Origin of the sequence: Curtobacterium poinsettiae, assembly GCF_047226435.1 — a bacterium.
GTDB lineage: Bacteria > Actinomycetota > Actinomycetes > Actinomycetales > Microbacteriaceae > Curtobacterium > Curtobacterium poinsettiae.
The window spans coordinates 406023-431652 of record NZ_CP178434.1 but is presented as its reverse complement, the minus strand read 5'-3'; the positions used below and the strand labels follow the sequence as shown (position 1 = coordinate 431652).

Below are 25630 nucleotides of genomic sequence, written 5' to 3'. Positions count from 1 at the left end.
CCGACCCGGGCCTCCAGGCCGGTCGCGTCGCGACCACCGAAGGGACTGACCGATGACATCCACGGAATCGACCTCGAAGGTGTCCCTACCGGATGTCCCTCAGTCGCAGGCTCCTTCGGCGCTGGCGTCGCGGAGCCGCTGGCGCGTCTCCCAGAGCTCCAGCGCGCGCCGCAAGCTCGACCGGTCCCCACGCTCGCAGATCGTCGTCACGGGGATCCTCGTCGTCGTCGCGCTGTACTTCATCGTCCCGCTGTACTGGGTCGTCATCGCGGCGACGAAGACCACGGGCGCGCTGTTCTCGACGAACGGGTTCTGGTTCGGCGGCGAGTTCGCGCTCTGGAGCAACCTGCAGCAGGTGTTCACCTACGACGGCGGCATCTTCGTCCGGTGGATCGCGAACAGCATCCTGTACTCCGGCGTCGGTGCGGTCCTGGCGACCTACTTCGCCGCGGCCGGCGGGTACGCGCTGGCGAAGTACGACTTCCGGGGGCGCCAGTTCGTGTTCGGCACGATCCTCGGCGGCGTGCTCGTGCCGGGGACCGCGACGGCGCTGCCGCTGTTCCTGCTGTTCTCGACCATGGGGCTGACCGACACGTACTGGAGCGTGCTCATCCCGAGCCTGGTGTCGCCGTTCGGCCTGTTCCTGTGCCGGGTGTACGCCGCGGCGTCGGTGGACACGACCCTGCTCGAACAGGCACGCATCGACGGTGCCGGTGAACTGCGGATCTTCCACACCGTGGTGCTCCGGCAGATGACCCCTGCGCTCGTCACCGTGTTCCTGTTCCAGGTGGTCGGGATCTGGAACAACTTCTTCCTGCCGCTCATCATGCTGGCAGACCAGAAGCTGTACCCGATAACACTGGGTCTGAACAACTGGCGCTCGCAGGTCGACCGCCTGCCGGAGTTCTACCAGCTCACCACCGGCGGGGTGCTCGTCTCGGTCATCCCGCTCGTCATCGCCATCATCGTCCTCCAGCGCTTCTGGCGTGGAGGCCTCACGGAAGGATCGGTCAAGGGTTGACCCACTCCGCACTCTCGTCCACCGCACCCGGCTCCGACTCGCGGCTGGCACCCCGTGCCTGGCTGCACACCGACGCCCCGTCCCTGTCGCTGAACGGGGACTGGCGGTTCCGGTGGTCGCCCGTCGCCTCGGTCTCCGAGGACTTCGCGACCGAGGGTGGGGAGGACGACGACCCGGCCTGGGGCGAGCTCCCGGTGCCGTCGCACTGGGTACTGCACGGCCACGGTGCGCCGAGCTACACGAACCTGCAGTACCCGTTCCCGATCGACCCGCCGCACCCGCCGGAGGAGAACCCGACCGGGGACCACCGCCGCACGTTCGAGCTGCCGTCGTCGTTCGACGCCGCCGGCCGGGTGCTGCTGCGGTTCGACGGGGTCGAGTCGCACTTCCGGGTGTGGCTGAACGGGACGCTCGTGGGCTGGTCGACGGGCTCGCGCCTGGCGACCGAGTTCGACGTCACCGACCTGGTGCGGCCGGGAGCGAACGAGCTCGCGGTCCGGGTGCACCAGTGGTCGGCGGCGTCCTACCTGGAGGACCAGGACCAGTGGTGGCTGCCGGGCATCTTCCGCGACGTCACGCTGCTCGCCCGGCCCACGGCGGCGATCGACGACGTGTTCGTCCGCGCCGGTTGGCAGGCGACGCTCGGCACGGCTGCATCGGCGGGCACCGCGGCGTCGGGGCGCCCGGAGACGGGGACCGGCACGATCACGTTCCCGACGCTCGACGCGGTGTTCCCGGTGCGGTTCGCGGTGCCCGACCTGGGCCTCGACGTGACCTGGGCAACGGCCGACGACGTCGCACCGATCGAGGTCGAGGGCGTCGAGCCGTGGAGCGCCGAGCTGCCGAAGCTGTACGACGCGACGCTGTCGACGGGCACCGACGCCGGCGGTACCGCCGGCGGCGAGGCCGTCTCGCTCCGGCTCGGGTTCCGCACCGTGTCGATCGTCGGCGACCGGTTCCTGGTGAACGGTGAGCGCGTGGTGTTCCACGGCGTGAACCGGCACGAGACCCACCCCGTGCGCGGCCGGGTGTTCGACGAGGAGCACGCCCGCGCCGACATGGCGCTGATGAAGCGGCACAACGTCAACGCCATCCGCACCTCGCACTACCCGCCGCACCCCCGCGTGCTCGACCTGGCCGACGAGCTCGGGTTCTGGGTGATCCTGGAGTGCGACCTGGAGACCCACGGGTTCCTGTTCACCGACTGGGTCGGCAACCCCTCCGACGACCCGGCGTGGGTCGCGGCCTACCTCGACAGGATCGCCCGCACCGTCGAGCGCGACAAGAACCACGCGTCGATCGTGATGTGGTCGCTCGGCAACGAGTCCGGCACCGGCCGGAACCTCGCGGCGATGTCGCAGTGGGTGCACGACCGCGACGCCGAGCGCCCCGTGCACTACGAGGGCGACTACACGGGCGAGTACACCGACGTCTACTCGCGGATGTACCCGACGCTGCAGGAGACCGAGTCCATCGGCGGCGGCACCCCGACGCCCCTGCTCGGCTGCGGCCCGGCCGAGGCGGCGCGCCAGAAGTCGAAGCCCTTCATCCACTGCGAGTACGTGCACGCCATGGGCAACGGCCCCGGGCAGATCGCCGAGTACGAAGCCCTGGTCGACCGGTACCCGCGGCTGCACGGCGGGTTCGTGTGGGAGTGGCGGGACCACGGCCTGCTCGCGAAGACACCCACCGGCGAGGACTACTACGCGTACGGCGGCGACTTCGGCGAGGTCGTGCACGACGGCAACTTCGTGATGGACGGCCTGGTGCTGCCCGACGACACCCCGACCCCGGGGCTCGCCGAGTTCGCGGCCGTCGTGGCCCCGATCCGCCTGGCGGTCTCGGACACCACGGTGCTGGTCGAGAACCGGTACCACTCGGCCTCGACCGCCGGGCTCCGGCTCTGCTGGACCCTGTCGCGGAACGGCGCGGTCGAGGCCTCGGGGCGCCTGTCCACGGGCATCGTCGCCGCACGTGAGTCGGCGACGGTCCCGGTGCCCGCGGAGGTGCTCGACGCGGCCACGTCCGAACTCGCACCCGGCGACGAGCTCTGGTTCGACCTGACCGTGGAACTGGCGGGGCCGACCGCGTGGGCGGACACCGGCCACGTCGTCGCACGCACCCAGCGGCTCGTCGCGGCGCGCGCGGCGGACGCACCACGGGCCTCCAGGCAAGGGTGGGACGGCGACCACCTGGGCGACGGCACGTTCAACGCGCGCGGTGACCTGGCGTCCTGGAAGGGCCACGAGGTGGCCGGGCCCCGCCTGGAACTCTGGCGCGCACCGACCGACAACGACAGCCTGGCGTCACAGGGCGGCTACGAGACCGCGGACCCGGTGCTCACGCACGGTGTCGGCGACCCGACGGCTCCCCCGTCGGCGACGCGCTGGCGCGATCGCGGGCTGGACCGGCTGACGCACCGGCTGGTGTCGGTGTCGCGCACCGACTCCGGCCTGGAACAACGCGTGCGCGTCGCGGCGGCGAACAGCGGGTGGGGCCTCGAGGTCACGCACCGCTGGACCCTGACGTCCGACGGGCTCGTGCTGCAGACCGACGCCGTGCCGTTCGGCGCGTGGGACGTCACGTGGCCGCGGATCGGGGTGCGGTTCGACCTGCCGGCGTCGCTGGCGGACGGGGACGCAACCTGGTTCGGGACCGGACCGCTCGAGTCGTACGCCGATTCCTCGCACGCTGCCCGTGTCGGGTGGTTCACCGCGCCGGTGCGGTCACTCGGGGTGGAGTACTCGCGGCCGCAGGAGACCGGGCACCGGCCTGGCCTGCGTTCGTTGTCCGTCGGGCCGTTCACCGTGACGACGGCGGGGTCGCACCGTGCGGGGTTCACCCTGTCGCCGTGGACCGCGCAGCAGATCGACCGCGCCGAGCACCCGTACGAGCTGCCGACGTCGGACCACCTGTACCTGTACCTCGACGCCGCGCAGCACGGGCTCGGCAGCCGGGCGTGCGGGCTCGACGTGCTGCCGGAGCACCAGCTCTGGCCGAAGGCGTTCAGTTGGAGCGTGCTGCTGGCCTAGGCGGGGTCGGCTCTCGCAAAACACCGGTGTTCGCACTCTGCACACCCACATCCCGCGGTGTGCAGTGTGAACACCGGTGTTTTGCGTGCGGGCGCTACGCGCCGGCGGACAGGGCGCGCAGGGCCTCGGGGTCGCTCGCGTTCAGGAAGTCGGTCAGGCGCTCAGCCTCGCCCGGCTCCTCGATCGCCTCGGCCGCACGGCGCAGGGCGAACAACGCCCGCAGCACGCCACGGTTCGGTTCGTGCGACCACGGCACCGGGCCGACACCGCGCCAGCCGGCCTTGCGCAGGGCATCGAGCCCGCGGTGGTACCCGACACGGGCGTACGCGTAGGACTCCAGGGTCGCGCCGCGCGCCCACGCTTCGTCGGCGAGCAGCGCCCACGCCAGGCTCGACGACGGGTGGGACACGACCACGCTGGCGACGGGGGCGTCCGCCTCGATCGCGGCGGTCGCCTCCGGCTCAGCGGGCAGCAGGGTCTCGGGGTTCGACGACGGGGTCGGCAACAGGTTCTCCGGCATGCCCCCAGCCTGTCATCCCTTGCGGGCGCCCGTGTCACGGGATTACCGTGGAGGTCACCTCGTCGTCATCGCGGGGCCGCCGGGGCGGGAGACCGACCGGCGGAACGGATGGCGGACACGGGGGTCCCCCGACGGAAGCAGACGGATTGCTGTCGATCACCGGTACCGCTCAGCCCACGCGCTGACACCGTGATCGCGCGCCCCGTCGGGCGCTCCACCGCACCGCGGTGGCCTCGGTGTCGTGCGCCCAGCATCGACACCGGGAGACACCTCCATGCCCACCAGTCCGTCCGTCGTCCTGCACGACGTCACCTTCGCCTGGCCCGACGGCACCGTCGCGCTCGACCACCTCACCGCTGCCTTCGGCCGTGGCCGGACCGGCCTGGTCGGGAGGAACGGGGCCGGCAAGTCCACGCTGGTCCGGCTCGTGACCGGCCGGCTCCACCCCACGTCGGGCAGCATCGCGACGTCGGGTCCCGTCGACCACCTGCCGCAACGACTCTCCCCACCGGCACGGCCTGATCGCCGCTGGCGCGTCGATCAGGAACCGGCGGCGTGGGCCCACGCCAGCGCGGACGACACCGTCGCCGACCTGCTCGGCATCCGGCCCACACTCACCGCGCTCCGGGCCGTCCTGGCCGGGGACGCCACGGCCGCACAACTCGAGGCAGTCGGCGACGACTGGGACCTGGAGGAACGGGCCGCCGCGGTGCTCGACCGGGTCGGGCTCGACGGCACCGACCTCGACCGGCCGGTGTCGACGCTGTCCGGCGGGCAGTCCGTGCTCGTCGCCGTCGCCGGGGTGCGGTTGCGCGCGCGACCGATCGTGTTCCTGGACGAGCCCACGAACAACCTGGACCGTCGGGCCCGCGGGCTGCTCCTCGACCTGGTCGACGACTGGCGCGGAACGCTCGTGTTCGTCAGCCACGACCGGGAACTCCTGGAACACGTCGACGAGACCGTGGAGCTCCGCGCCGGGGCGGTGACCGTGTTCGGCGGGACCTTCAGCGCGTTCGAGGAGCACCTCGCCGTGCAGCAGGCGGCCGTCGAGCGCGAGGTCCGGGTCGCCGAGCAGCGGCACCGTACCGAGAAGCGGCAGCGCATCGAGGCGGAGACGAAGATCGCCCGTCGTGCCAAGGCGGGCGAGAAGGCGGGCCGCTCGATGCCGAAGATCCTGGCGAACGAGCAGCGGAAGAAGGCGCAGGAGACCGCCGGTCGTCTGCGCGTCGGGTACGCGGACGACGAAGCTGCCGCACTTGCGTCCCAGCGTGAGGCCGAACTCCGTCTGCGCGACGACGAGTCGATCCACGTCACCCTGCCCGACCCGGACGTGCCGGCATCGCGTCGGATCGCCACCGTGACCGTCCGCGAACGGGACGTCATCGTGCAGGGGCCGGAGCGGATCGCCGTCACCGGGGACAACGGTGTCGGCAAGTCCACGCTGCTCGAGCAGCTCGTCGGCGACCCCGCGGCCCGGGAGCACCCGCTGCCGGCGACCACGGCCGTCGCCCACGTCGACCGGATCGCGTACCTGCCGCAGCGGAAGGACAGCCTGGACGACACCGCCACGGTGCTCGACAACGTGCGTCGGGACGCCCCGCACGTGCCCGTCGCCGAGGTCCGGAACCGGCTGGCGAAGTTCCTGGTGCGCGGCGACACCGTCGACCGTCCGGCCGGGGACCTGTCCGGCGGGGAGCGGTTCCGGGTTGCGCTGGCTGCCCTGGTGCTCGCCGACCCGCCGCCGCAGCTGCTCGTGCTCGACGAGCCCACGAACGACCTCGACCTGACGAGCGTCGACCAGCTCGTGGACGCGCTGCGGGCCTACCGAGGTGCACTCGTCGTGGTGAGCCACGACGAGACGTTCCTGGAACGGCTCGAGCTCGACGAACGGATCGAGCTGCGGTAGTCGGTCGTCGGCGCCGTCGCCGTCGCCGTCAGCGCGTCAGCGCCGTCGGGTCGGTCGGATCGCGAGCGACTCGACGGTGCCGCGCTCGGGCAGGTCGACGACGGTGCGGACCGCGGCGGCGACGTCCTCGGGCGCCAGGTAGTAGTCGGTGTCGTAGGACTCCCCGAGCTTCGCCACGAGCTGCCGCTGCATGTCCGAGTCGGTCCGGCCCGGGTGGACGCTCGACACCCGCACGCCGTTCGCCCGCTCCTCTTCGCGCAGGGCATCGGCGAAGGCCCGCAGCGCGAACTTCGACGCCGCGTACACGCCACCGCCGGGGCCCGAGTGGAACCCGGAGCCGCTGTTGATCGGCACGACGATGCCCCGGGCCGCCCGCAGTGCCGGCAGCGCCAGCCGGGTGAGCTCGGCGACCGCGAACACGTTCGTCGCGAAGACCTGCTCCCACACCGCGCGCGCGGTGTCGGCGACGGTGGTGCCCTGCTCGACACCGGCGGAGTGCACGAGCACGTCGAGCCGCGCCGGCAGCGCCGGGACCTCGCCCGCGCCCAGGTCACCGACGAACGGCGCCGCGCTCGGCAGTTCCTGCACGAGGGCGTCCACGGCGTCGGCGGATCGGCCACCCACGAGCACGTGGTGGGTGCGGCCGAGGTCGGCGGCGATCGCGCGGCCGATGCCGCGGGTGGCTCCGGTCACCAGGGCGACCGGACGGTTCTGGAGCTGGTCTGTCGTCACGGAGGCCAGCCTACGGAAGCCGGGCCGGGCCTCCTGTGCGGTCGCGGCGACGACGCAGGACCGTCAGTGCGACGCCGGCGACGACCACGAGACCAGCGAGCGCCACGATGCCCCACGGCGAGCCGGCGAGCGCCGCGACGACCGCCCAGAACACGGCGAGCCCGACGGTCGCGTACAGGAAGGCCCACGCGACGCAGCCAGGGACCATCGCGATCGTGTACCGCCACCAGGCGACCCGTGCCAGCCCTGCTGCGGCGTTCATCACCGTCTGCAGGCCGACCACCACGAAGCTCACCGTGACGACGGGCAGGCCCCAGCGGTCGAGCAGCGCCGAACCACGACGGACCGCCGGCGACCGCAGCCACCCGCCCCACCGCGAGCGGGACGCACCCGTCACCGCGAGCCGCGCGACCCAGTACGTGGCCTGCGCACGGCAGAACACGATCGCGAAGAGCGCGAGGACGAGCCACCGGAACGGGAGCCCCTCGAGGAAGGACGGCACGCTCGCACCGTAGCGTCCCGACCCGGAGAGCGCCCGTCAGCGCCGGTCGGACGCGCGACCCTCAGTCGTTGTCGACGCCCTGGCGGATGCGGATGCCCTCGAGCACGTCCTGCGCGCGCTGCTCGTCCTGCTTCTCGATCTGGCGGGTGTCGCGCTCGGGGAGCTGGATGTCCTCCTCGGCACGGATGCCGGCCTGCAGCTCGCGGCCCCGCTCGATCTCGGCGTCGAACTCGGCACCGAAGAGCAGGGCGTTGTTCGTGATCCAGATCCACAGCAGGAACACGATGACCCCACCCAGGGAGCCGTACGTGGCGTTGTAGTTCGAGAAGTTCCCGACGTAGAACCCGAAGCCGACGCTCGCGATGACCCAGATGAGGATCGCCAGGATCGACCCGCCGCTGACCCAGCGGAACTTCGGCTGCTTGACGTTCGGCGACCAGTAGTAGAGCACTGCGACGACGATGATCGCGATGACGAGCAGGATCGGCCACTGCACGATGAGGAGCACCGTCGCGGCGACGTCGCCCAGGCCGATGACGTCGCCGAAGCTCCGGGCGAGCGGCCCGCTCACCAGCACGAGCAGGCCGACCACGAGCAGGACGACGGTGGTCACCGTGACGCCGAGCATGGTCGGGCGGAGCTTCCAGATCGGCCGGCCCTCGCGGACGTTGTAGATCCGGTTCATCGAGCGGCCGAAGGCGCCGACGTAGCCGGAGGCCGACCAGAGCGCGCCGAGTAGACCGACGATGAAGGTCACGGGGGCGGCGGGCGAGCGGACGAGGCCGTTCACCGGGTCCTTGAGCAGGTTCGCGACGTCACCGCCGCCGATGTTGCGGATGACCTGGAGCAGGGTGTCGATGGTCTTCGCCGGGTCCGACACCAGGCCCAGGATCGACACGACCGCCAGCAGCCCGGGGAACAGCGCGAGCACCGAGTAGTACGTCAGGCTCGCGGCCAGGTCGGTGCACTGGTCGCTCGTGAACTCGCGCAGCGTCTTCTTCAGCGTGTAGACGAGCGTCGGCTTCTTCAGGTCGGTGGGGTTGTCGGGCTTCCGGGAGTCATCCGGGTCCGGCTTCTGCTCTTCGTGCGCCATGGGACTAGCCTCTCGCCTTCACGGCCGTCTTCGACCGCTTGACCGCCTGCTTGCGGTTCTTGTTCGCGCGTCGCTGCACCGCTGCGATGCCGACCTGCTGCTTCACGCGGCCCCGGTGCGCCGGGTCACGCTCGAGGGCTTCCTCGGCGGCCTTCGCCCGTGCCTTGCGACCCTTCCGACCGCCCTGCGACCGCTCCTGCGCCGACGGGGCGTCACCCCGAGCGCCGAACGGCAGCAGCGCGGTGAAGGCCGAGCTCGCCGGTGGCTGCGCCAGGTGCCCGGCGGGCTTGTTCCGGAGCGCGATACCGAGGACGATCGCCGCGACACCGGTCAGGCCGGTCAGCCCCATCGCCACCAGGGGCGTGGGGTCGCGGTGCCACCGCTGCTTCGTCTTGGCGACCGCCAGACGGGTGCGGGCGGGCAGGTCCGCGCGCCGCTTCAGCTCCGTCACGGTGTCCGTGATGCGCTCGCGCGTGCGCACGTTGGCGAGTTCGAGCTCGGGCAGACTGTCCTTGGCCATTCCCCATTTCGTACACGTCCCACCCGGGATGCTGCCCAGCAGCCCGCGCCTACCGTGCCGCACATGCTCTTCCGGGACACCGCCGAGGGGATCCACCGCCTCGAGATCGCACACACCAACACGTACCTCGTCGAGACCGGCGACCGGTTGCTCGTCATCGACGCGGGGTTGCCCGCCGCGTGGCCGCACCTGCAGCTCGCCGTGCACGACCTGGGCTACACGCCCGATCGGGTCGAGGGCCTGCTGCTCACGCACGGGCACTTCGACCACGTCGGAACCGCTGCGCGGATGCACCGCGACTGGGGCACGCCCGTCTTCGTGCACCCGGGCGACCGGCACCTCGCCGCGCACCCGTACTCGTACCGGCCCCAGGCGAACCGCTTCGGGTTCGTGGCGCTGCACCCGGGCGGCCTGCGTCCCCTGGGTCGGATGCTGCTCGCCGGTGCGGCCACGGTCAACGGCATCGCCGACACCGAGCCGCTGGAGAACCGCGCCGACGTGCCCGGCACCCCGTGGATCATCGAGACCCCCGGGCACACCGACGGGCACGTGGCCCTGCACTTCGCCGACCGCGACGCCGTGATCGCCGGGGACGCGCTCGTCACCTTCGACCCGTACACCGGCGGGATCGGACCGCGGATCGTCGCACCTGCGGCGACGTCGGACGTCGACACGGCGGTCGCGTCGCTCGAGCTGCTGGCGGACACCGAGGCGAAGCACGTGCTGCCGGGCCACGGGTCAGCATGGTCGCTCGGCGTGCGGCGGGCCGTCGCACAGGCGCGGCGGGCGGCGGGCGCCGCCTGACGCGAGACCAGCTCGCGAGTCCACGCGCGCAGCGACACGTCACGGGCGCTCCGACGCGTGGACTGTCGGTGAGCGCGAAAGGTCACCGACGCGGTGGAGCGACCGACGACGGCCTGGAGGCGCGGTGCGGGCCCGCCCCGTGCCTCCAGGCCGTCGGTGGGTGCGGTCAGGACGGGACGACGACGTCCTCGGGCAGGCCGGACGCCGCGGAGCGGCCGGCGGCCTCCATCAGCGCGAGGCTCCGCAGGTTGTCGCGCCCACTCGTCTCCGGGGCGGGACCGCCCTGCACCGAGCGGGCGAACGCCTGCAGGCCGCCCTGGCGGTCGGTGTGTGCGAGCACGGGGAGCTCGACCACTTCGGCCTCGTCGTCCTGGGTGCGGCGGACGGTCACCCGGTCGCCGGCAACGGCGTTCGGCTCGCCGTCGCGGCTCGTGAACCAGACTTCGCCGTCCTCACCCTCGATGCTCCACTCGCCGGCCCACGCGGTGCGTGGGCCGCGGCTCAGCCAGCTGCCGCGGTAGTTGACGACCGTGCCGCCGTCGAGCTCGATGATCATCGAGGCGACCGCTTCGTCCTGGTACTTGCTGTAGGCGGGGTAGCTGGCCTTGGCGAAGACGCGGACGGCCTCTTGCCCGGTGATCATCCGGAGCAGGTCGAAGTGGTGGATCGCCATGTCGTTGATCATCGCGTGCGGGAACCGGTAGTGCGGGTACGTCTCGGCGGGCTGGTCGTTGTCCCACTGCCGGAAGTCGACGTTGATCGCGGAGACCTCACCGACGACGTCGGCCTCGAGCATCTCCTGCACGACCCGCGGTGCCGGGTACCAGCGGTAGTTCTGGCTGACCTGCAGCACCAGGCCGAGCTCCTCGGCGCGGCGGACCGCGGTGACGGCCTCGTCGGTGGTGTTCGCGAACGGCTTCTCGACCAGGACGTGCTTGCCGGCCTCGAGCGCCTCGAGCGCGAGCGGCACGTGCGTCACGGCCGGGGCGGTGATGACGACGGCATCGGCCTCGACCGTGGCGAGCGCCTCGGTCAGGGACGCGAACGCGGCGGAGGCCGGGAGCCCGAGGTCGGTCCGCACGGCCTCGAGCGTCGGCGCCGACGGGTCGACGATCCCGACCACCTGCACTTCCGACACCTCTGGGATGGCGGTGCGGGCCCAGTTGCCGCCCCACCCTCCGAGACCGACGTGGATGATCCGGACGCTCATGCGTGCACTCCTTCGTGGCTGCCGTCGTGGCTGGTGTCGCACCACGGTCGCCGCGGTGCGTGCGTCCAGTCTGTCAGTGCGTGTAGGCGTACGCGATGAGTGCCATCGTGACGATGAAGCCCGCCAGGTAGTTGATCCAGAGGAACCGCTTCCAGCCGGCGTTCGCGGCCTCGGCGCCCTGGTCGGTGATGTTCCACCACGGCAGCACGTTGAGCGCGTACGGGACGACCACGATCGCGGCGATCGGCCCGGGGAACGCCGAGAACAGCAGGGCGACACCGGCGACCAGGTACGCGACGAACGCCAGCCGCACGGTCGCCCGCGCGCCGATGACGGTGGCGACGGAGCCGATGCCGCCGGCCCGGTCGGCCAGGACGTCCTGCACGGCACCGAACGCGTGCGAGGCCACGCCCCACAGGAAGAACGCGATGCACACGGCGACGAGCTCGCCGGTCCAGTGCGGCCCCGCGAGGGCGAGACCGAAGATCGCCGGCGAGACGAAGTGCGTGCTCGACGTGAGCGAGTCGAGGAACGGCTTCTCCTTGAACCGCAGCCCCGGCGCCGAGTACGCGATGACCGCGAAGACGCTGATCGCCAGGACGAGCCACGACCACGGACCGTTGCCGCTGACCGCGCCGAGCACCACGAGCGCGACGAGGAAGGGGACGTTCGTGACGACGACGGCCCACAACGTGGCACGGTGCACGCTCCTGTCGAGCAGGGCGCCCTCGACGCCGCCCTTGCGCGGGTTGCGCAGGTCGGACTCGTAGTCGAAGACGTCGTTGATGCCGTACATCGCCAGGTTGTAGGGCACCAGGAAGTACACGACACCGACCAGGAACGCGATCAGCGAGAACCCGCCGCCGCCCTCGACGCCGACCCCGCTGCCGAGCAGGTACGCCGCGCCGAACGGGTACGCGGTGTTCACCCAGCTGATCGGCCGCGACGACACGAACAGGGCGCGCAGGGTCGACGGCCTGGAGGCGGTGCTGGCGTTCACTTCGTGTCCTCTGCTGGTGCTGGCTCCGCTGGTGCTGGTGCTGGGGTCGGGTGGGGCGCGGGGCGCGCGCCGGTCCGGTCGAACAGGACCCACAGGCTGGGCAGCAGCACGATGGCGGACATCGCGTAGGCGAGGTCTTCGACCGGGATCGCACCGATCTTCGCACCGCTGATGAGCGAGGGGTCGTAGGCGACGATGCGCAGCGTGACGATGACGTTGTCGAACACCATCGTCATCACCAGCAGCGCGATGCCCGCGATCACGGACGTGAGCACCGCGACCCGGCGGCCCACCGCGGGCAGCCGACCCGCGGCGCGTGCACGGCGCGCGGCGACGACCCCGGCGATGATGCCGACGACGGCCGTGACGCCGAAGAACGGCAGGGCCAGGAGCGCGTACGCCCCGGCGCCGTTCACGCCTGCCGCCGGTCGGTCGCCCGCTGGACGAGCGGCCGGACGAACCCGACCAGGTCCATCGTCGAGTAGCAGAGCAGCAGCAGGAAGAAGAGCTCCTCGAGCGGGACCTCGGGCGCCAGGAGCACCCCGGTGAGCAGGTTCTGCGGCCCGATGAAGAAGATGCCGGCCGCAACACCGGCGATGTCCCACACCATGAAGAACGCGACCCCGACGACCGTCACGGCCGCCGCCCGCCACGGCGCCCGCCAGAAGAACAACCGGAAGCGGGCGTCCAGCACGGTCATGCCGACCAGGGACACCACCAGGCCGGCGAGGTACAGCCCGGGCATCAGGCGGTCTCGGTCCGGTCCCTCGGGGCCCCGAGGGGTGTCGGCAGCGGCTCGGTGCTCCGGTCGCCGTGGATGCGCTTGAGCAGGACCTCGGCGCTGATCAGGCACATCGGCAGACCGATGCCCGGGATCGTCGAGGCGCCGACGTAGTACAGCCCCTCGACCTTCTTCGACGCGTTCTTCTCGCGGAAGAACGCGCTCTGCTTCAGCGTGTGCGCCGGACCGAGCATCGAGCCGCTCCAGGCGTTCAGGTCGTCGGCGAAGTCGCGGGGCCCGATGGTGCGACGGACCCGGATGCGGTCGCGCAGGTCCGGCACCCCGGCACGCTCGGCCAGCACGTCGATCGCACGGTCGGCGATCTGCTCGACCTGGTAGTCGCCGGCGCCGTCGATGCCGCCCTTGCCGATCGACAGGTCGGCGGGCAGGGGCACCAGGATGAACAGGTTGCTGGTGCCGGGCGGGGAGACGCTCGGGTCGGTCTCGGACGGGGCGCAGACGTAGATCGACGCGGGGTCCGGCACGTGCCGGTCGTCCCCGAAGATCGCGCCGAAGTTGGCCTTCCAGTCCGCGGTGAACATCAGGGTGTGGTGCAGCAGCCCCGGCGTCGGACCGTCGATGCCCAGGTACACGAGCACCGCGCTCGGCCCCGGGTCGCGCTTCTTCCAGTGGTCGGCACCGTGGGTGCGGTGCTCCCGCTCGAGCAGCTGCATCTCGGTGTGCTGCAGGTCGGCCGCGCTGACCACGAGGTCCGCGGGGGCCGTGTGCTGCACGCCGTCGCGGTCGCGGTGGACGACACCGGTGGCGACGCCGTCCTCGACGACGATCCGTTCGACCTTCGCACCGGCGATGATCTTCGCGCCCTCGGCACGGGCGACCCGCTCGACGGCGGAGATCACCTCGGTGATGCCGCCCTTCGGGTAGAGCACGCCGTCGGACAGGTCCAGGTGGCTCATCAGGTGGTACATGCTCGGCGCCGCGTACGGGCTCGTGCCGAGGAACACCGCCGGGTAGCCGAGGATCTGCCACAGGCGGCGATCGCGCACGGCGGTCTCGGCGAAGGTCGAGAGCGGCTCGAGCAGCAGGCGCGCGAGCTTCGGCAGGCGCCGGAGCACGTCGGGTGCCGCGAGCTTCGTGAGGTCCTGGAACGTCGTGTACAGGAACCGGCGGACGGCCATCCGGTAGGTGTCCTCGGCCGACGCCAGGTACTTCCGCATCCGCTCGCCGGCACCGGGCTCGATGGACTCGAACAGCTCGATGTTGGCCTCGGCGTCGGCGCGCAGGTCGATCGGCTCGTCGTGGCCCTCGCTGTAGACGCGGTAGCCGGGGTCGAGCTTCACCAGGTCGAGCTCGGCCTCGGCTGACGTGCCGAGCAGCTGGAAGAAGTGGTCGAACACCTCGGGCATGAGGTACCACGACGGCCCGGTGTCGAACCGGAACCCGTCCTGCTCCCACGAACCGGCACGGCCGCCGAGCTGCGTGCGCTGCTCGAGCACCGTCACCGAGAAGCCGTCGCGGGCGAGCAGCGCAGCGGCCGCCAGGCCGCTGATGCCGCCGCCGATGACGACGGCACGACGTGCCGGCACCTTGCGCCGGGTGGTGGGGGCGACCGTCTTCGGTCGGGAGGCGCGGGGCGGGGTCATGACGAGCCTCCCGGCCGGTGGGTGGTTGCGCGCGACCGGAGCGGTCCGCGTCCGGCGAGGACCTGTGCCGCGAGGCGGACCTTCACCGGGTTGGGGACGCGCACGCGCGTCGTGACGAGACGGCTCGCCGGGGTGCGCGCGAGTCGGTCGTTGAGTTCCTGGAAGAGCGCGTGTGCGAGCCCGACGGCGTTGCGGGCATCGGCCGGCAGCAGGCGGATCGTCCGCGCGGCGTGGTCGAGGTCGGCCTGCACGTCGGCGACCAGGCGGTGCTTCGTGGCCTCGTCGAAGGAACGGATGTCGACGCCCGGGAAGTACGAGCGACCGAGCACCTCGAAGTCGGCGTGCAGGTCACGCAGGAAGTTCACCTTCTGGAACGCCGCACCGAGCGCACGCGCCCCGGCGACGAGCTCGGCCTGGTCGAACGTCGGCTTGCCCGCGCGGTACACGAACGCACGCAGGCACATCAGGCCCACGACCTCGGCCGAGCCGTACACGTACGCGTCGAACGAGGCGTCGTCGTGCTCGGTGCGCTCGAGGTCCATGCGCATCGAGGCGAAGAACGGGGCGGTGAGCTCGGCGCCGAAGCCGGTGGTGCGGGCGGTGCGGGCGAAGGCGTGGACCACCGGGTTCACCGAGAAGCCGAGCGCGATGGCCCGTTCGGTGTCGGCCTCGAGCTCGTCGAGCACGGTCCGGGCGAGCTCGCGGTCGAGCCCGGCCTCGGTCGCGGGGCCGTCGACGACCTCGTCCGCGACGCGGACCAGCGCGTAGACGTTGCGGATGTGCTCGCGCGTGTCGCGGGCGAGCATGCGGCTCGCCAGGCCGAAGGACGTGGAGTACCGGTCGATGACGACACCCGACGCGGCCTCGGCCGTCGCGTCGTAGAGCTGGAGGCGAGCCGGACGGGATCCGGTCGCCGTGGTGGTGCTGTGGGTCACCGGGCGCGCTCCACGAGTTCGGTCACGAGGGCCTCCAGGCGGTCGGCGAGTTCGTACGGCAGCCGGGCGAGTTCGGCCCGGGCGAGTGCGGTGTGGTCAGCGACACGTGCTTCCGCGGCACCGCGCGCACCGCAGGACACCAGGGTCGCACGGACCTCGTCCGCGCGGGCCTCGGTCAGGTCCGGGTCACCCAGGTACGGCTCGAGGTCGGGCCAGCAGTCGGTGGTCGCCGCGTACGCGATGAGCATGGTGCGCTTGCCCTCGCGCAGGTCGCCGAGCACGGTCTTGCCGGTCATGGTCTCGTCGCCGAACACCCCGAGCAGGTCGTCGACGATCTGGTAGGCGATGCCGATCTCGCGGCCGAAGGCACCGAGGGCGGTGACGATCTCCTCGTCGGCGCCAGCCAGCACCGCGCCGGACTGCAGCGGCGCCTCGAACGAGTACACGCTCGTCTTCGCACGCTCCATCGCCAGGACCTCGTCCACCGTCGGCATCACCCCGAGTGCCAGGTCGACGTCGGTCATCTCACCGGCGGCGCTGGCGAACACGGCCTCGTCGAACAGCTCGAGCAACCGCTCACGCCGGGTGCCGTCGACGCCCGCGGCCTCGATGAACCGAGGTGCCCCGGCGAGCGCCAGGTCACCGGCGATCACAGCGGCACTCATCCCCCGGTGCTCGGCGGTCGGCAACGGCAGTCCACCCGTCGTCCCGTTGTCACGGAACGACCCGGCGACGTTCGGCTGCCCGCGGCGCGACCAGTCACGGTCGATGACGTCGTCGTGCACCACCAGCGCGGTGTGCAGGAGTTCGTAGGCCGCCGCGACGTTGGCGGCGGCGTGCGCGTCGGTGCCGCCCATGCCGGCGTACGCGGTCATGACCATGCGCGGCCGGAAGCGCTTGCCGCCCATGCTCGCCTTGCGGAGCACGCGCCACAGCTCTTCCGACGGTCGGCCGTAGCGCTCGGCGCGCGCCGACGACACGGCGAAGAAGCGCTCGAGGCAGTCGTCGACGAGCGCGAGGTCGATGTGCGGCACGGTGGTCGCTTCCTCGCTCATTGGCCTAACCTATCGACTCAGATGAACGCTTTCCCTGAATCCGTGGTGCTCCTGTCCGACGACCGTACCCCGATCGGCACGGCGGACAAGTTCACGGTCCACACTGCCCACACGCCCCTGCACCTGGCCTTCTCGTGCCACGTCCGGAACACCGACGGCCACGTCCTGGTGACCCGACGAGCGCTGTCGAAGAAGACCTGGCCGGGGGTGTGGACGAACACCTTCTGCGGTCACCCCGGTCCGGACGAGTCCTTCGAGGACGCGATCGCCCGTCGCGCCGCTCGCGAACTCGGCATCACCATCCGTGACGTCGAGGTCGTGCTGCCGGAGTTCCGGTACCGCGCGGTCGACGCGTCGGGCATCGTCGAGAACGAGGTCTGCCCCGTCTTCCGTGCCGTGACCGACGACACACCGGCGCCCGCGGACGACGAGGTCGCCGAGTGGGCCTGGCTGTCCGAGGATTCTCTCAGGCAGGCCGTCGCCGGTGCGCCGTTCGCCTGGAGCCCGTGGCTCGGGTGGCAGCTGGCCGAGCTCGAGACCGCTGGGTTGCACGTCACGCGCTGACGCTGCTGTGTCTGTGTCTGTGTCTGCGTCTGCGTCTGCGTGTGCACCTGCGCCTGAGCGACTGCGCGACTGACCGAATGCGCGCGGCCGGCGCTGCGCGGAGCCGGCCGTTGCGGCCTGGCAGGGTGGACAGCGACGCCTGCCAGGCCCCTACCGGGCCGCTCAGGACCAGGCGTTCGACACGCACTTCGCGATCGTGCCCGTCGTGAAGCCAGCCGCCGCGGCGAGACACGGAGCGCAGAGCACCATGGTCGCGCAGGCTGCGCCGCACGCGACGCCGAGGACTGCGATCACCGCCCAGCTGATCCCGATGCTGTTGAGGCAGTTGTTCAGTCGCTTCCAGTCGAGGCCGTACGTCCCGACGGACGATGCCTGCTCCGCTTCGGTTCCCTGTGTGAGGTCCACGTTCTTGGTCAGCTGACCGTCCTGCCACATCGCGAAGTGCACCACGGTTGCGGACGTCATCGCGGAGGCCATCTCGGTGATGGTCGTCTCACCGTCCACGGTCACGAACGAGAGCTTCGTCATCTCCGGGACGTCGGTCCCGAGGAGCGGGACCGAGACGACGTCGGCGCCCTCGTAGGTGTAGGCAGTGGCACCAGCCCAGTCAGGTCGCAGTCCTGAGTGTGCGGAGTACCCCGCTTCCCGAGCCGCCGAGACCGCATTCGAACTCCGGTTGCGCCCTTCGACTCGGAGCTGCGAAGCGAGCTGGACGAGCCGTCCTGTGCCGGAGGGGTCCGTGACCGTCACCGCGCTCGACGCGTCGGCTCGTGCCGGCGCCACGACGCCGACGAGCGCGATCGCTGCGGCGGCCGCGGCGACGAACGCCACCCCCGAGAGTGCCAGCGTGCGCTTCTGACGGGGACGCCTCGGTCGCATCTCACGGATCGACGCTGTGCCGATGCCAGCGGCGCCCAGGAGCCACCACACGACGGCGACATCGCGGAACCCCGGGGCGAACGACAAGGCGACGCACCCGATCGACGCCAGGATGATCCCGATGGTGGGCGACTGCTTCTTGACCATGACACTCCTTCGTGTTGGCATCCAGTGTTCTGGATATCAGGACACTAGCGTCCGGGTCGGGGTGCAGCAAGGGTTCTCATGACCGATGTGGAAAGCCGAGATCGAAGTTGTCCGACCCACGCCGCAGGCGTACGCTCGACGGTCGGCAGCGCTCTGGGCGCCGCCACGACGAGACGAGAAGGGCAGGTGAGGCGCGATGTCGGGTGACCATCCTCGATCGGGCCGGCCGCCCGTGTCGGTCGTCGCGCCCGTTCGCTGACCCTGCCCCGCCCCGGATCGCCTCCGGGGTGCCATCGCGCCCGCCTGCTCCCCACCGAAGGAGCACGCACATGGCACTGATCGACAACGCGATCTACGTCCGGGGACGCCGCGTGGAGTCTCCGTCGACCCTGTCGCGCCCGGCTCGTGGTGACCTGACCTGGATCGGGCTGCTCCGGCCCGACCCGCACGAGCTCGAGGCCGTCGCCACCGAGTTCGACCTGCACGAGAACGCCGTCGAGGACGCCCGCAAGGGGCACCAGCGCGCCAAGCTCGAGCGGTACGGCGACACCCTGTTCATGGTGCTCCGGCCGGCCTGGTTCGACCCGTCCGAGGGCACCGTGGAGTTCGGCGAGGTCCACCTGTTCGTCGGCGACCACTTCGTCGTCAGCGTCCGGCACGCCGCGCGCCCCGACCTGGCGGCACTGCGGGCACAGGTCGAGGCGGACCCGGAGTTCCTGGCGAAGGGGTCCGAGGCGGTCACCGCGGCCGTGCTCGACGAGGTCGTCGACGGGTACGGGCCCGTCGTCCAGGTGCTGCAGGAGCAGATCGACGCCATCGAGGACCAGCTGTTCGCCGGGCAGGTCGACCCCGGGGTCTCGAAGCGCATATACCAGCTGCTCAGCGAGGTCCTGGCGTTCCAGCGCGCGACCACCCCGGTGCCCGCGATGGTGACCGGGCTGCTCCGCGGTGCCGACAAGTACGGCGTGGACGACGACGTGCAGCACCGGCTCCGCAACGTGCACGACCACGCGCTCCGCGTCACCGAGCGGGTCGACTCGTTCCGCGCCCTGCTCGAGAACGCCCTGACCCTGCACGCCACCCTGGTGTCGCAGGAGCAGAACGAGGCGATGCGGCGGATGACCAGCGCGAGCCTGGCGCAGGGCGAGGAGAGCCGGCAACTCGCCCGGGCAGCACACCGCCAGGGCGAGGAGGTCAAGAAGATCTCGTCGTGGGCGGCGATCCTGTTCGCGCCCGGCCTGATCGCCGGTGTCTACGGGATGAACTTCGACCACATGCCCGAGCTGCACTGGCACTACGGCTACCCGGTCGCGATCCTCGGCATGCTCCTGCTGATGGGCGTGCTCTGGGCGATCTTCCGCAAGCGCAACTGGCTCTGAGCGGACGGCGGATCGGCGCACAGGTGGCGCCGATCCGCTGGACGTGCATAATGATCTGGCCCGGATGTGAACGTGCACATCGATGTGCCACGACACCCGGGCGGAAACGAGCAGCAATGGCGTCATCGCGGACACAGCAACCGCGTTCGCCCAGCATCCGTGACGTCGCACGGATCGCGGGCGTCTCGCACCAGACCGTCTCGCGGGTGCTGAACAACTCGGACGCGATCCGGGCCGAGACGCGGGACAAGGTCCTGGCGGCCATGGAGCAGCTGCAGTACCGGCCGAACCGGGCCGCGCGCGCCCTGGTGACGAGCCGGACGCACACGATCGGCGTCCTGACGGCCCGTCGCGCCCACTACGGTCCCGCGGTCGCACTGCAGGCGATCGAGGACGCCGCGATGCTGCGCGGCTACTCCGTCACGACGGCGAACATCGCCGAGGCGACCGACGCCGCCGTGCGCGAAGGGCTCGGACACCTGCTCGACCTGGACGTCGAGGGCATCGTCGTCATCGCGCCCCAGCAGCGGGTCTTCGACCTGATCGCCGAGCTCGGAATCCGCACCCCCTACGTCACCATGCGTGCCAGCGTCGGCGAGGACCCGACGGCCCTGTGGGTGGACCAGATGGAGGGCGCACGACTCGCGACCGCGCACCTGCTCGACCTGGGACACGAGTACGTCCGGCACATCGCCGGCCCACAGGACTGGATCGAGGCCGACGCCCGCATGCAGGGGTTCCTGCGCGAGATGTCCGACCGCGACATGGCCGTCGCCCCGCCGATCCTGGGCGACTGGACCGCCGACTTCGGCTACCACGCCGGCCGCGAGCTGCTGCGGTGGCGGGACTGCACCGCGATCTTCTGCTCGAACGACCAGATGGCGCTCGGCGTCATGCACGCGGCGCGCTCGTACGGGCTCGACGTCCCGGGTGACCTGTCCGTGGTCGGCTACGACGACATCCCCGAGGCGAAGCACTTCTGGCCGCCGCTCACCACGGTGCAGGTCGACTTCGCCGAGCTCGGGCGTCGCTGCGTGGACCTGCTGCTGCCGAGTGAGGGCGAGCTCCTCCGCCCGATCGACATCGTCCCGCAGCTGGTCGTGCGCGCTTCCACGAGCGCACCCCGCACGCGCTGACGCGCTCGGGGCCGGCGGCGGCGGAGCACCTGCCGCAAACGGGCATCCCTGGCACGAACTTCCGACCAGGGACGCCCGGAAGCACCAGGGACGCCCGCTCCGACACGGCGAGCGCGGCTCCGGACGCGCCCACGAACCGGACGGGAGGCCCGTGGCGGCGCCGCCACGCGCCTCCCGTCCGCAGCATGCGGATCCACGCAACGAACGCGTGCTCCGGAGGCCCCTGGCCCCAGCCCGGGGGACGTTCCCTCCGGATCACGCACGCCGTTACGAAAACGCGACCAATCCGAATTGACAGCCGCACCGAGGCTGTGCGTAAATTGCCTCCGTCCAGCCGATGTGACCGTTCACATGAGCGTCACACCGCGCCGGATCCGGACGCGACAACGAAGTCCACACAGGCCCCCTGTGCTTTCGCTGCCGCAGCAGAACCACCCGAACACACTGCCGCACCGAAGCGGCAGAAGGAGATGCACTGTGGCGTCAACCCCGATCGACACCGGCCTCGAGACCCGGTCGATCACCGCACCCGAGACCATCCTCGAGATGCGCTCGATCACCAAGGAGTTCCCTGGTGTGAAGGCGCTGGCCGACGTCTCCCTCAGCGTCCGCGCCGGCGAGATCCACGCGATCTGCGGCGAGAACGGCGCCGGCAAGTCGACCTTGATGAAGGTCCTGTCGGGCGTCTACCCGTACGGCACCTACAGCGGCGAGATCGTCTACGAGGGCGAGGAAGTCCGCTTCTCGAACATCAAGCAGTCCGAGCAGGCCGGCATCGTCATCATCCACCAGGAGCTGGCGCTCGTCCCGGAGCTCTCGATCACCGAGAACCTGTTCCTGGGCAACGAGCCGAGCCGCGCTGGCGTCATCAACTGGACCGCCGCGCAGCTCCGTGCGCAGGACCTGCTCGCCCGCGTCGGCCTGGCCGACGACCCGGACACGCAGATCAAGAACATCGGTGTCGGCAAGCAGCAGCTCGTCGAGATCGCGAAGGCCCTGCACAAGGACGTCAAGCTGCTGATCCTCGACGAGCCGACCGCCGCGCTCAACGAGAACGACTCGCAGCACCTGCTCGACCTGATCGTCGGGCTGAAGGCCAAGGGCATCGCGAGCATCATCATCAGCCACAAGCTCAACGAGATCGAGCAGATCGCGGACGAGATCACGATCATCCGTGACGGCAAGGCCATCGAGACGCTCAACGTCAAGGCGGACGGCGTCAACGAGGACCGCATCATCCGCGGCATGGTCGGCCGCTCGCTCGAGTCGCGTTTCCCCGACCGCACCCCGAAGATCGGCGAGACCTTCTTCGAGGTCCGCAACTGGACCGTGCAGCACCCGATCGACCCGTCGCGTCTGGTCTGCAAGGCGTCGAACTTCCACGTCCGCAAGGGCGAGATCGTCGGCTTCGCCGGCCTGATGGGCGCCGGACGCACCGAGCTGGCGATGAGCCTGTTCGGTCGCTCCTACGGCACCTGGCTCGACGGCCAGATCATCAAGGACGGCCGCGAGATCAAGGTCACGAACGTCCAGCAGGCGATCGAGAACGGCATCGGCTACGTCTCCGAGGACCGCAAGGCGCTCGGCCTGAACCTGCTCGACACCGTGAAGCGCTCGACGGTCGCCGCCGACCTGCAGAAGATCTCGAAGGCCGGTGTCGTCGACTCGCTCGAGGAGTACTCCGTCGCCGAGAAGTACCGCAAGATGCTCCGCACCAAGGTGCCGAGCGTCGAGGACAACGTCGGCAAGCTCTCTGGTGGCAACCAGCAGAAGGTCGTCCTGTCCAAGTGGATGTTCACCGACCCGGACATCCTGATCCTCGACGAGCCCACCCGCGGCATCGACGTGGGCGCCAAGTTCGAGATCTACGGGATCATCCAGCAGCTCGCGGCCGAGGGGAAGGGCATCATCCTCATCTCGTCCGAGCTGCCCGAACTCCTCGGTCTCTCCGACCGGATCTACACCATCTTCGAGGGCCAGATCACCGCTGACCTCCCGGCCGACCAGGCCGATCCCGAATCGCTCATGCGCAGCATGACCTCCGCGCGGAAGGGCGCCACCGCCTCATGAACAACCTGAAACTGCTCTTCGGCAAGGGCAACTCGATCGGCCAGTACGGCATGATCATCGCCCTCATCGTGCTGCTCGCGTTCTTCGCGGTCACGACGAAGGGGCTCATCCTCGAGCCGACCAACGTCATCAACCTGTTCCTGCAGTACTCCTACATCCTGATCCTGGCGCTCGGCATGGTCATGGTCATCATCGCGGGGCACATCGACCTGTCGGTGGGTTCGGTCGCGGCCGTCGTCGGCATCGTCGTGGCGCAGTCGATGTCCGTGTGGAACTTCCCGGTGTGGGCCGCGATCATCCTGGGCCTGGCCTGCGGTGCCGCGATCGGCGCCTGGCAGGGCTTCTGGGTGGCGTTCGTGAAGGTCCCGGCCTTCATCGTGACGCTGGCCGGTCAGCTCATCTTCCGTGGCGTGAACCAGATCATCGGCAACTCGACGTCCGTCCCCGTGCCGAACGACTTCACCCCGATCGGCGCCGGCTTCCTCGGTGACTTCGGCCCCGACTTCGGCTACAGCAACGGCACGCTGCTCATCGGGCTCGTCACGATCCTCGCGCTCATCATCATCGAGGCCCGTGGCCGTGCCCGCCGCCGGAAGATGCAGGCCGAGGTCCCGCCGCTGTGGGTCTCGATCGTCCGCACCGGCATCCTGGTCGCCGTCACGCTCGTCGCCACGTACCTGTTCGGCGCCGGTCCGGTCGGCACCTCGGTCCCGATCGTCGCGATCATCCTCGGTGTCCTGACCATCGTCTACGGCTTCGTCACGAAGAACACGATCTTCGGTCGCCAGGTCTACGCCGTCGGTGGCAACGCCAACGCCGCGATCCTGTCCGGCGTCTCGGCGAAGAAGGTCAACTTCTTCGTCATGATGAACATGTCGGTCCTCGCCGCGATCGCCGGCATGGTGTTCGTCGCCTACTCGGGCGCCTCGGGCCCCGCGGACGGCACCGGCTGGGAGCTCGACGCGATCGCCGCCGTGTTCGTCGGTGGTGCAGCCGTCGCCGGTGGTGTCGGCACGATCTCCGGCTCGATCATCGGCGGTCTCGTGATGGCGCTGCTGTCGAACGGCCTGCAGCTGATGGGCCTCGAGTCCAACAAGGTGCAGATCATCCGCGGTCTCGTCCTGCTCGTCGCCGTCGCCTTCGACGTCTACTCGAAGTCGCAGGGTCGTCCGTCCCTCATCGGGGGCATGATGCGGCAGTTCCAGCGGAAGGACACCGAGGAGAACACGGTGGCCGCCCAGCAGCCGCGGTCGATCGACGATCAGCCCGACAAGCCGACCCTCCCCTAGTCCCAAACTCCCCACACTGGGGCCTCGGCCCCACACCTCCTCAACGAAGAGAAAGCACTCACATGCGCAAGAAGATCGTCGCCGGCCTCAGCCTGGCGCTCATCGCGGGCCTCGCCCTCAGCGGTTGCTCGGCACGCGGCTCGTCCGACGACGCCGGCAGCAGCAGCACCATCAAGAAGGGCGACCTCATCGGTGTCGCCCTGCCGGCCAAGACCTCGCAGAACTGGGTCCTCGCGGGCGCAGCGTTCAAGAAGTCGATCGAGGACGCCGGCTTCAAGGCCGACATCCAGTACGCGAAGGCAGATGGACCGGTTCCGGACCAGCAGGGCCAGATCGCGACCATGATCACCAAGGGCGCCAAGGCCGTCATCATCGGTGCCGCCGACGGTTCGCAGCTGACGGCACAGGTCAAGTCGGCCAAGGCTTCGGGCGCCGTCGTCATCGCCTGGGACCGCAACATCCTGAACACGAAGAACGTCGACTACTACGTGGCGTTCAACAACTTCAAGGTCGGCCAGCTCCAGGCCGAGGCGCTGCTCAAGGGCCTCGAGGAGAAGAAGGGCGACAAGCCGTACAACGTCGAGCTCTTCGCCGGTTCGCCGGACGACGCCAACGCCACCGTGTTCTTCAACGGTGCGATGGACGTCCTCCAGCCGAAGATCGACGACGGCACGATCAAGGTCGTCTCCGGTCAGACCACGTTCCAGAAGGTCGTCACGCAGGGCTGGCTCGCGCAGAAGGCCCAGTCGCGCATGACCGACCTGCTCGCGCAGTACTACACGGGTGACACCGAGCTCGACGGCGTCCTGTCGCCGAACGACACCCTCGCCCGTGCGATCCTCACCGCGACCAAGGCCGCCGGCAAGGACAACCCCGTCGTGACCGGTCAGGACTCCGAGACCGCGTCGATCCCGCTCATCATGCAGGGCACGCAGTACTCGACGATCTTCAAGGACACCACGAAGGAAGCCCAGGCTGCCGTCGACCTCGTCTCCACCCTGTCGAAGGGCGACAAGCCCGACACCAAGATGGACAAGACGAACAACTACAACGGTGTGAAGACGGTCCCCGCGATCGAGCTCGCACCGGTCCTCGTCACCAAGGACAACGCCGTCGAGGCCTACAAGGGCAACGACACCCTCGAGGAGCTCGCCAAGAAGGGCTGATCTCCCCAGAACCACGGACGGCCCCGTCTCGCCTCGGCGAGACGGGGCCGTCCTGTTCATCCCAATTCGATCACCAGATCACTACGGACACACCTCGACGTTCCGACAGCGGGAGGGGGCCGAGACGAGCAACTCAGGTGATCAATCGTCTAGGTGAGTGGAACTTCAGAGTTATACGTTCAGTTGCGGCTGCCATGCAGGAAGCAGGGTACGGAGCGAGTCCGCGAAATGTTCGACTAGCGCCCCGTCCAGAGCAGCCATAGATTTCGTACGGCGCTGGACTCA

The 25630-nt window shown here is 70.3% G+C and carries 23 protein-coding genes; 10 read left to right on the top strand and 13 right to left on the bottom strand.

The features are described 5' to 3' along the window. Nucleotides 1-52: 52 nt before the first annotated feature. On the top strand, nt 53-1021 hold the full coding sequence (locus ACL00U_RS02120) for a carbohydrate ABC transporter permease (protein WP_042538649.1): 969 nt from the start codon (nt 53-55) through the stop codon (nt 1019-1021). After that, on the top strand, nt 1018-4053 hold the full coding sequence (locus ACL00U_RS02115) for a glycoside hydrolase family 2 TIM barrel-domain containing protein (protein WP_412873758.1): 3036 nt from the start codon (nt 1018-1020) through the stop codon (nt 4051-4053). The genes ACL00U_RS02120 and ACL00U_RS02115 overlap by 4 nt, the downstream gene beginning before the upstream one ends. Nucleotides 4054-4147: 94 nt before the next feature. On the opposite strand, the gene ACL00U_RS02110 is transcribed toward ACL00U_RS02115, so the two are convergent. Beyond that, nucleotides 4148-4573, bottom strand: a complete 426-nt coding sequence (locus ACL00U_RS02110) for a DUF3151 domain-containing protein (protein WP_412873757.1) — start codon at nt 4571-4573, stop codon at nt 4148-4150. Nucleotides 4574-4847: 274 nt separating this feature from the next. Between ACL00U_RS02110 and ACL00U_RS02105 the strand changes: the two genes are divergently transcribed. Further along, a complete protein-coding gene (locus ACL00U_RS02105; protein ID WP_412873756.1) occupies nt 4848-6479 on the top strand; it encodes an ABC-F family ATP-binding cassette domain-containing protein in 1632 nt (543 codons plus the stop codon). 36 nt (nt 6480-6515) lie between these two features. On the opposite strand, the gene ACL00U_RS02100 is transcribed toward ACL00U_RS02105, so the two are convergent. The 4 genes from ACL00U_RS02100 to ACL00U_RS02085 all read right to left on the bottom strand — a co-directional run bounded on the left by ACL00U_RS02100 (nt 6516) and on the right by ACL00U_RS02085 (nt 9326). Further along, a complete protein-coding gene (locus ACL00U_RS02100; RefSeq protein WP_412873755.1) occupies nt 6516-7211 on the bottom strand; it encodes an SDR family oxidoreductase in 696 nt (231 codons plus the stop codon). A 10-nt stretch (nt 7212-7221) separates the two neighbouring features. Next, nucleotides 7222-7713 (bottom strand): DedA family protein, encoded by a 492-nt coding sequence (locus tag ACL00U_RS02095; protein ID WP_017886411.1) that lies wholly within the window; start codon nt 7711-7713, stop codon nt 7222-7224. Between the two features lie 61 nt (nt 7714-7774). Continuing rightward, a complete protein-coding gene (locus tag ACL00U_RS02090; protein WP_071250618.1) occupies nt 7775-8806 on the bottom strand; it encodes a YihY/virulence factor BrkB family protein in 1032 nt (343 codons plus the stop codon). A 4-nt stretch (nt 8807-8810) separates the two neighbouring features. Continuing rightward, complete coding sequence (locus ACL00U_RS02085; protein WP_159557204.1) at nt 8811-9326, bottom strand: hypothetical protein; 516 nt, start codon at nt 9324-9326, stop codon at nt 8811-8813. 63 nt (nt 9327-9389) lie between these two features. Here ACL00U_RS02085 and ACL00U_RS02080 point away from each other — a divergent pair, with 63 nt between their 5' ends. Further along, on the top strand, nt 9390-10130 hold the full coding sequence (locus ACL00U_RS02080) for an MBL fold metallo-hydrolase (RefSeq protein ID WP_159557202.1): 741 nt from the start codon (nt 9390-9392) through the stop codon (nt 10128-10130). Nucleotides 10131-10296: 166 nt separating this feature from the next. Here the strand turns inward: ACL00U_RS02080 and ACL00U_RS02075 are convergent, their stop codons facing one another. The 7 genes from ACL00U_RS02075 to ACL00U_RS02045 form a co-directional block, all read right to left on the bottom strand. Further along, nucleotides 10297-11340, bottom strand: a complete 1044-nt coding sequence (locus tag ACL00U_RS02075) for a Gfo/Idh/MocA family protein (RefSeq protein WP_017886415.1) — start codon at nt 11338-11340, stop codon at nt 10297-10299. A 73-nt stretch (nt 11341-11413) separates the two neighbouring features. Continuing rightward, nucleotides 11414-12340: a prenyltransferase gene (locus ACL00U_RS02070; RefSeq protein ID WP_071250622.1), complete on the bottom strand. Its 927-nt coding sequence runs from the start codon at nt 12338-12340 to the stop codon at nt 11414-11416. Further along, nucleotides 12337-12756: a lycopene cyclase domain-containing protein gene (locus ACL00U_RS02065; protein WP_161598081.1), complete on the bottom strand. Its 420-nt coding sequence runs from the start codon at nt 12754-12756 to the stop codon at nt 12337-12339. Before ACL00U_RS02065 ends, ACL00U_RS02070 begins: the two co-directional genes overlap by 4 nt. Beyond that, nucleotides 12753-13085 carry a lycopene cyclase domain-containing protein gene (locus ACL00U_RS02060; protein ID WP_017886418.1) on the bottom strand — a complete coding sequence of 111 codons (333 nt, stop codon included), beginning with the start codon at nt 13083-13085 and terminating at the stop codon, nt 12753-12755. Before ACL00U_RS02060 ends, ACL00U_RS02065 begins: the two co-directional genes overlap by 4 nt. Further along, on the bottom strand, nt 13085-14725 hold the full coding sequence (crtI, locus tag ACL00U_RS02055) for a phytoene desaturase family protein (RefSeq protein ID WP_082509494.1): 1641 nt from the start codon (nt 14723-14725) through the stop codon (nt 13085-13087). Before crtI ends, ACL00U_RS02060 begins: the two co-directional genes overlap by 1 nt. Next, nucleotides 14722-15660 carry a phytoene/squalene synthase family protein gene (locus tag ACL00U_RS02050; RefSeq protein ID WP_017886420.1) on the bottom strand — a complete coding sequence of 313 codons (939 nt, stop codon included), beginning with the start codon at nt 15658-15660 and terminating at the stop codon, nt 14722-14724. Before ACL00U_RS02050 ends, crtI begins: the two co-directional genes overlap by 4 nt. Then, on the bottom strand, nt 15657-16715 hold the full coding sequence (locus ACL00U_RS02045; protein WP_017886421.1) for a polyprenyl synthetase family protein: 1059 nt from the start codon (nt 16713-16715) through the stop codon (nt 15657-15659). Before ACL00U_RS02045 ends, ACL00U_RS02050 begins: the two co-directional genes overlap by 4 nt. 21 nt (nt 16716-16736) lie before the next feature. On the opposite strand from ACL00U_RS02045, the gene idi reads away from it, so the two are divergent. Next, nucleotides 16737-17279 (top strand): isopentenyl-diphosphate Delta-isomerase, encoded by a 543-nt coding sequence (gene idi / locus ACL00U_RS02040; RefSeq protein ID WP_262118337.1) that lies wholly within the window; start codon nt 16737-16739, stop codon nt 17277-17279. Nucleotides 17280-17441: 162 nt separating this feature from the next. Here the strand turns inward: idi and ACL00U_RS02035 are convergent, their stop codons facing one another. Further along, the gene (locus ACL00U_RS02035) at nt 17442-18305 is read right to left on the bottom strand and encodes a hypothetical protein (protein WP_412873754.1); all 864 of its coding nucleotides are present in this window, start codon (nt 18303-18305) and stop codon (nt 17442-17444) included. A gap of 329 nt (nt 18306-18634) precedes the next feature. On the opposite strand from ACL00U_RS02035, the gene ACL00U_RS02030 reads away from it, so the two are divergent. The 5 genes from ACL00U_RS02030 (at nt 18635) to ACL00U_RS02010 (ending at nt 25345) form a co-directional block, all read left to right on the top strand. Continuing rightward, nucleotides 18635-19684: a magnesium and cobalt transport protein CorA gene (locus ACL00U_RS02030; RefSeq protein ID WP_017886424.1), complete on the top strand. Its 1050-nt coding sequence runs from the start codon at nt 18635-18637 to the stop codon at nt 19682-19684. Between the two features lie 116 nt (nt 19685-19800). After that, nucleotides 19801-20820, top strand: a complete 1020-nt coding sequence (locus ACL00U_RS02025; protein WP_017886425.1) for a LacI family DNA-binding transcriptional regulator — start codon at nt 19801-19803, stop codon at nt 20818-20820. Nucleotides 20821-21366: 546 nt separating this feature from the next. After that, nucleotides 21367-22890, top strand: coding sequence for a multiple monosaccharide ABC transporter ATP-binding protein (mmsA, locus tag ACL00U_RS02020; RefSeq protein WP_042538695.1), 1524 nt, complete (start codon nt 21367-21369; stop codon nt 22888-22890). Then, nucleotides 22887-24179, top strand: a complete 1293-nt coding sequence (gene mmsB, locus ACL00U_RS02015) for a multiple monosaccharide ABC transporter permease (RefSeq protein WP_056069640.1) — start codon at nt 22887-22889, stop codon at nt 24177-24179. The genes mmsA and mmsB overlap by 4 nt, the downstream gene beginning before the upstream one ends. Nucleotides 24180-24241: 62 nt before the next feature. Beyond that, on the top strand, nt 24242-25345 hold the full coding sequence (locus ACL00U_RS02010; protein WP_056069643.1) for a sugar-binding protein: 1104 nt from the start codon (nt 24242-24244) through the stop codon (nt 25343-25345). The last annotated feature ends 285 nt before the right edge of the window (nt 25346-25630 follow it).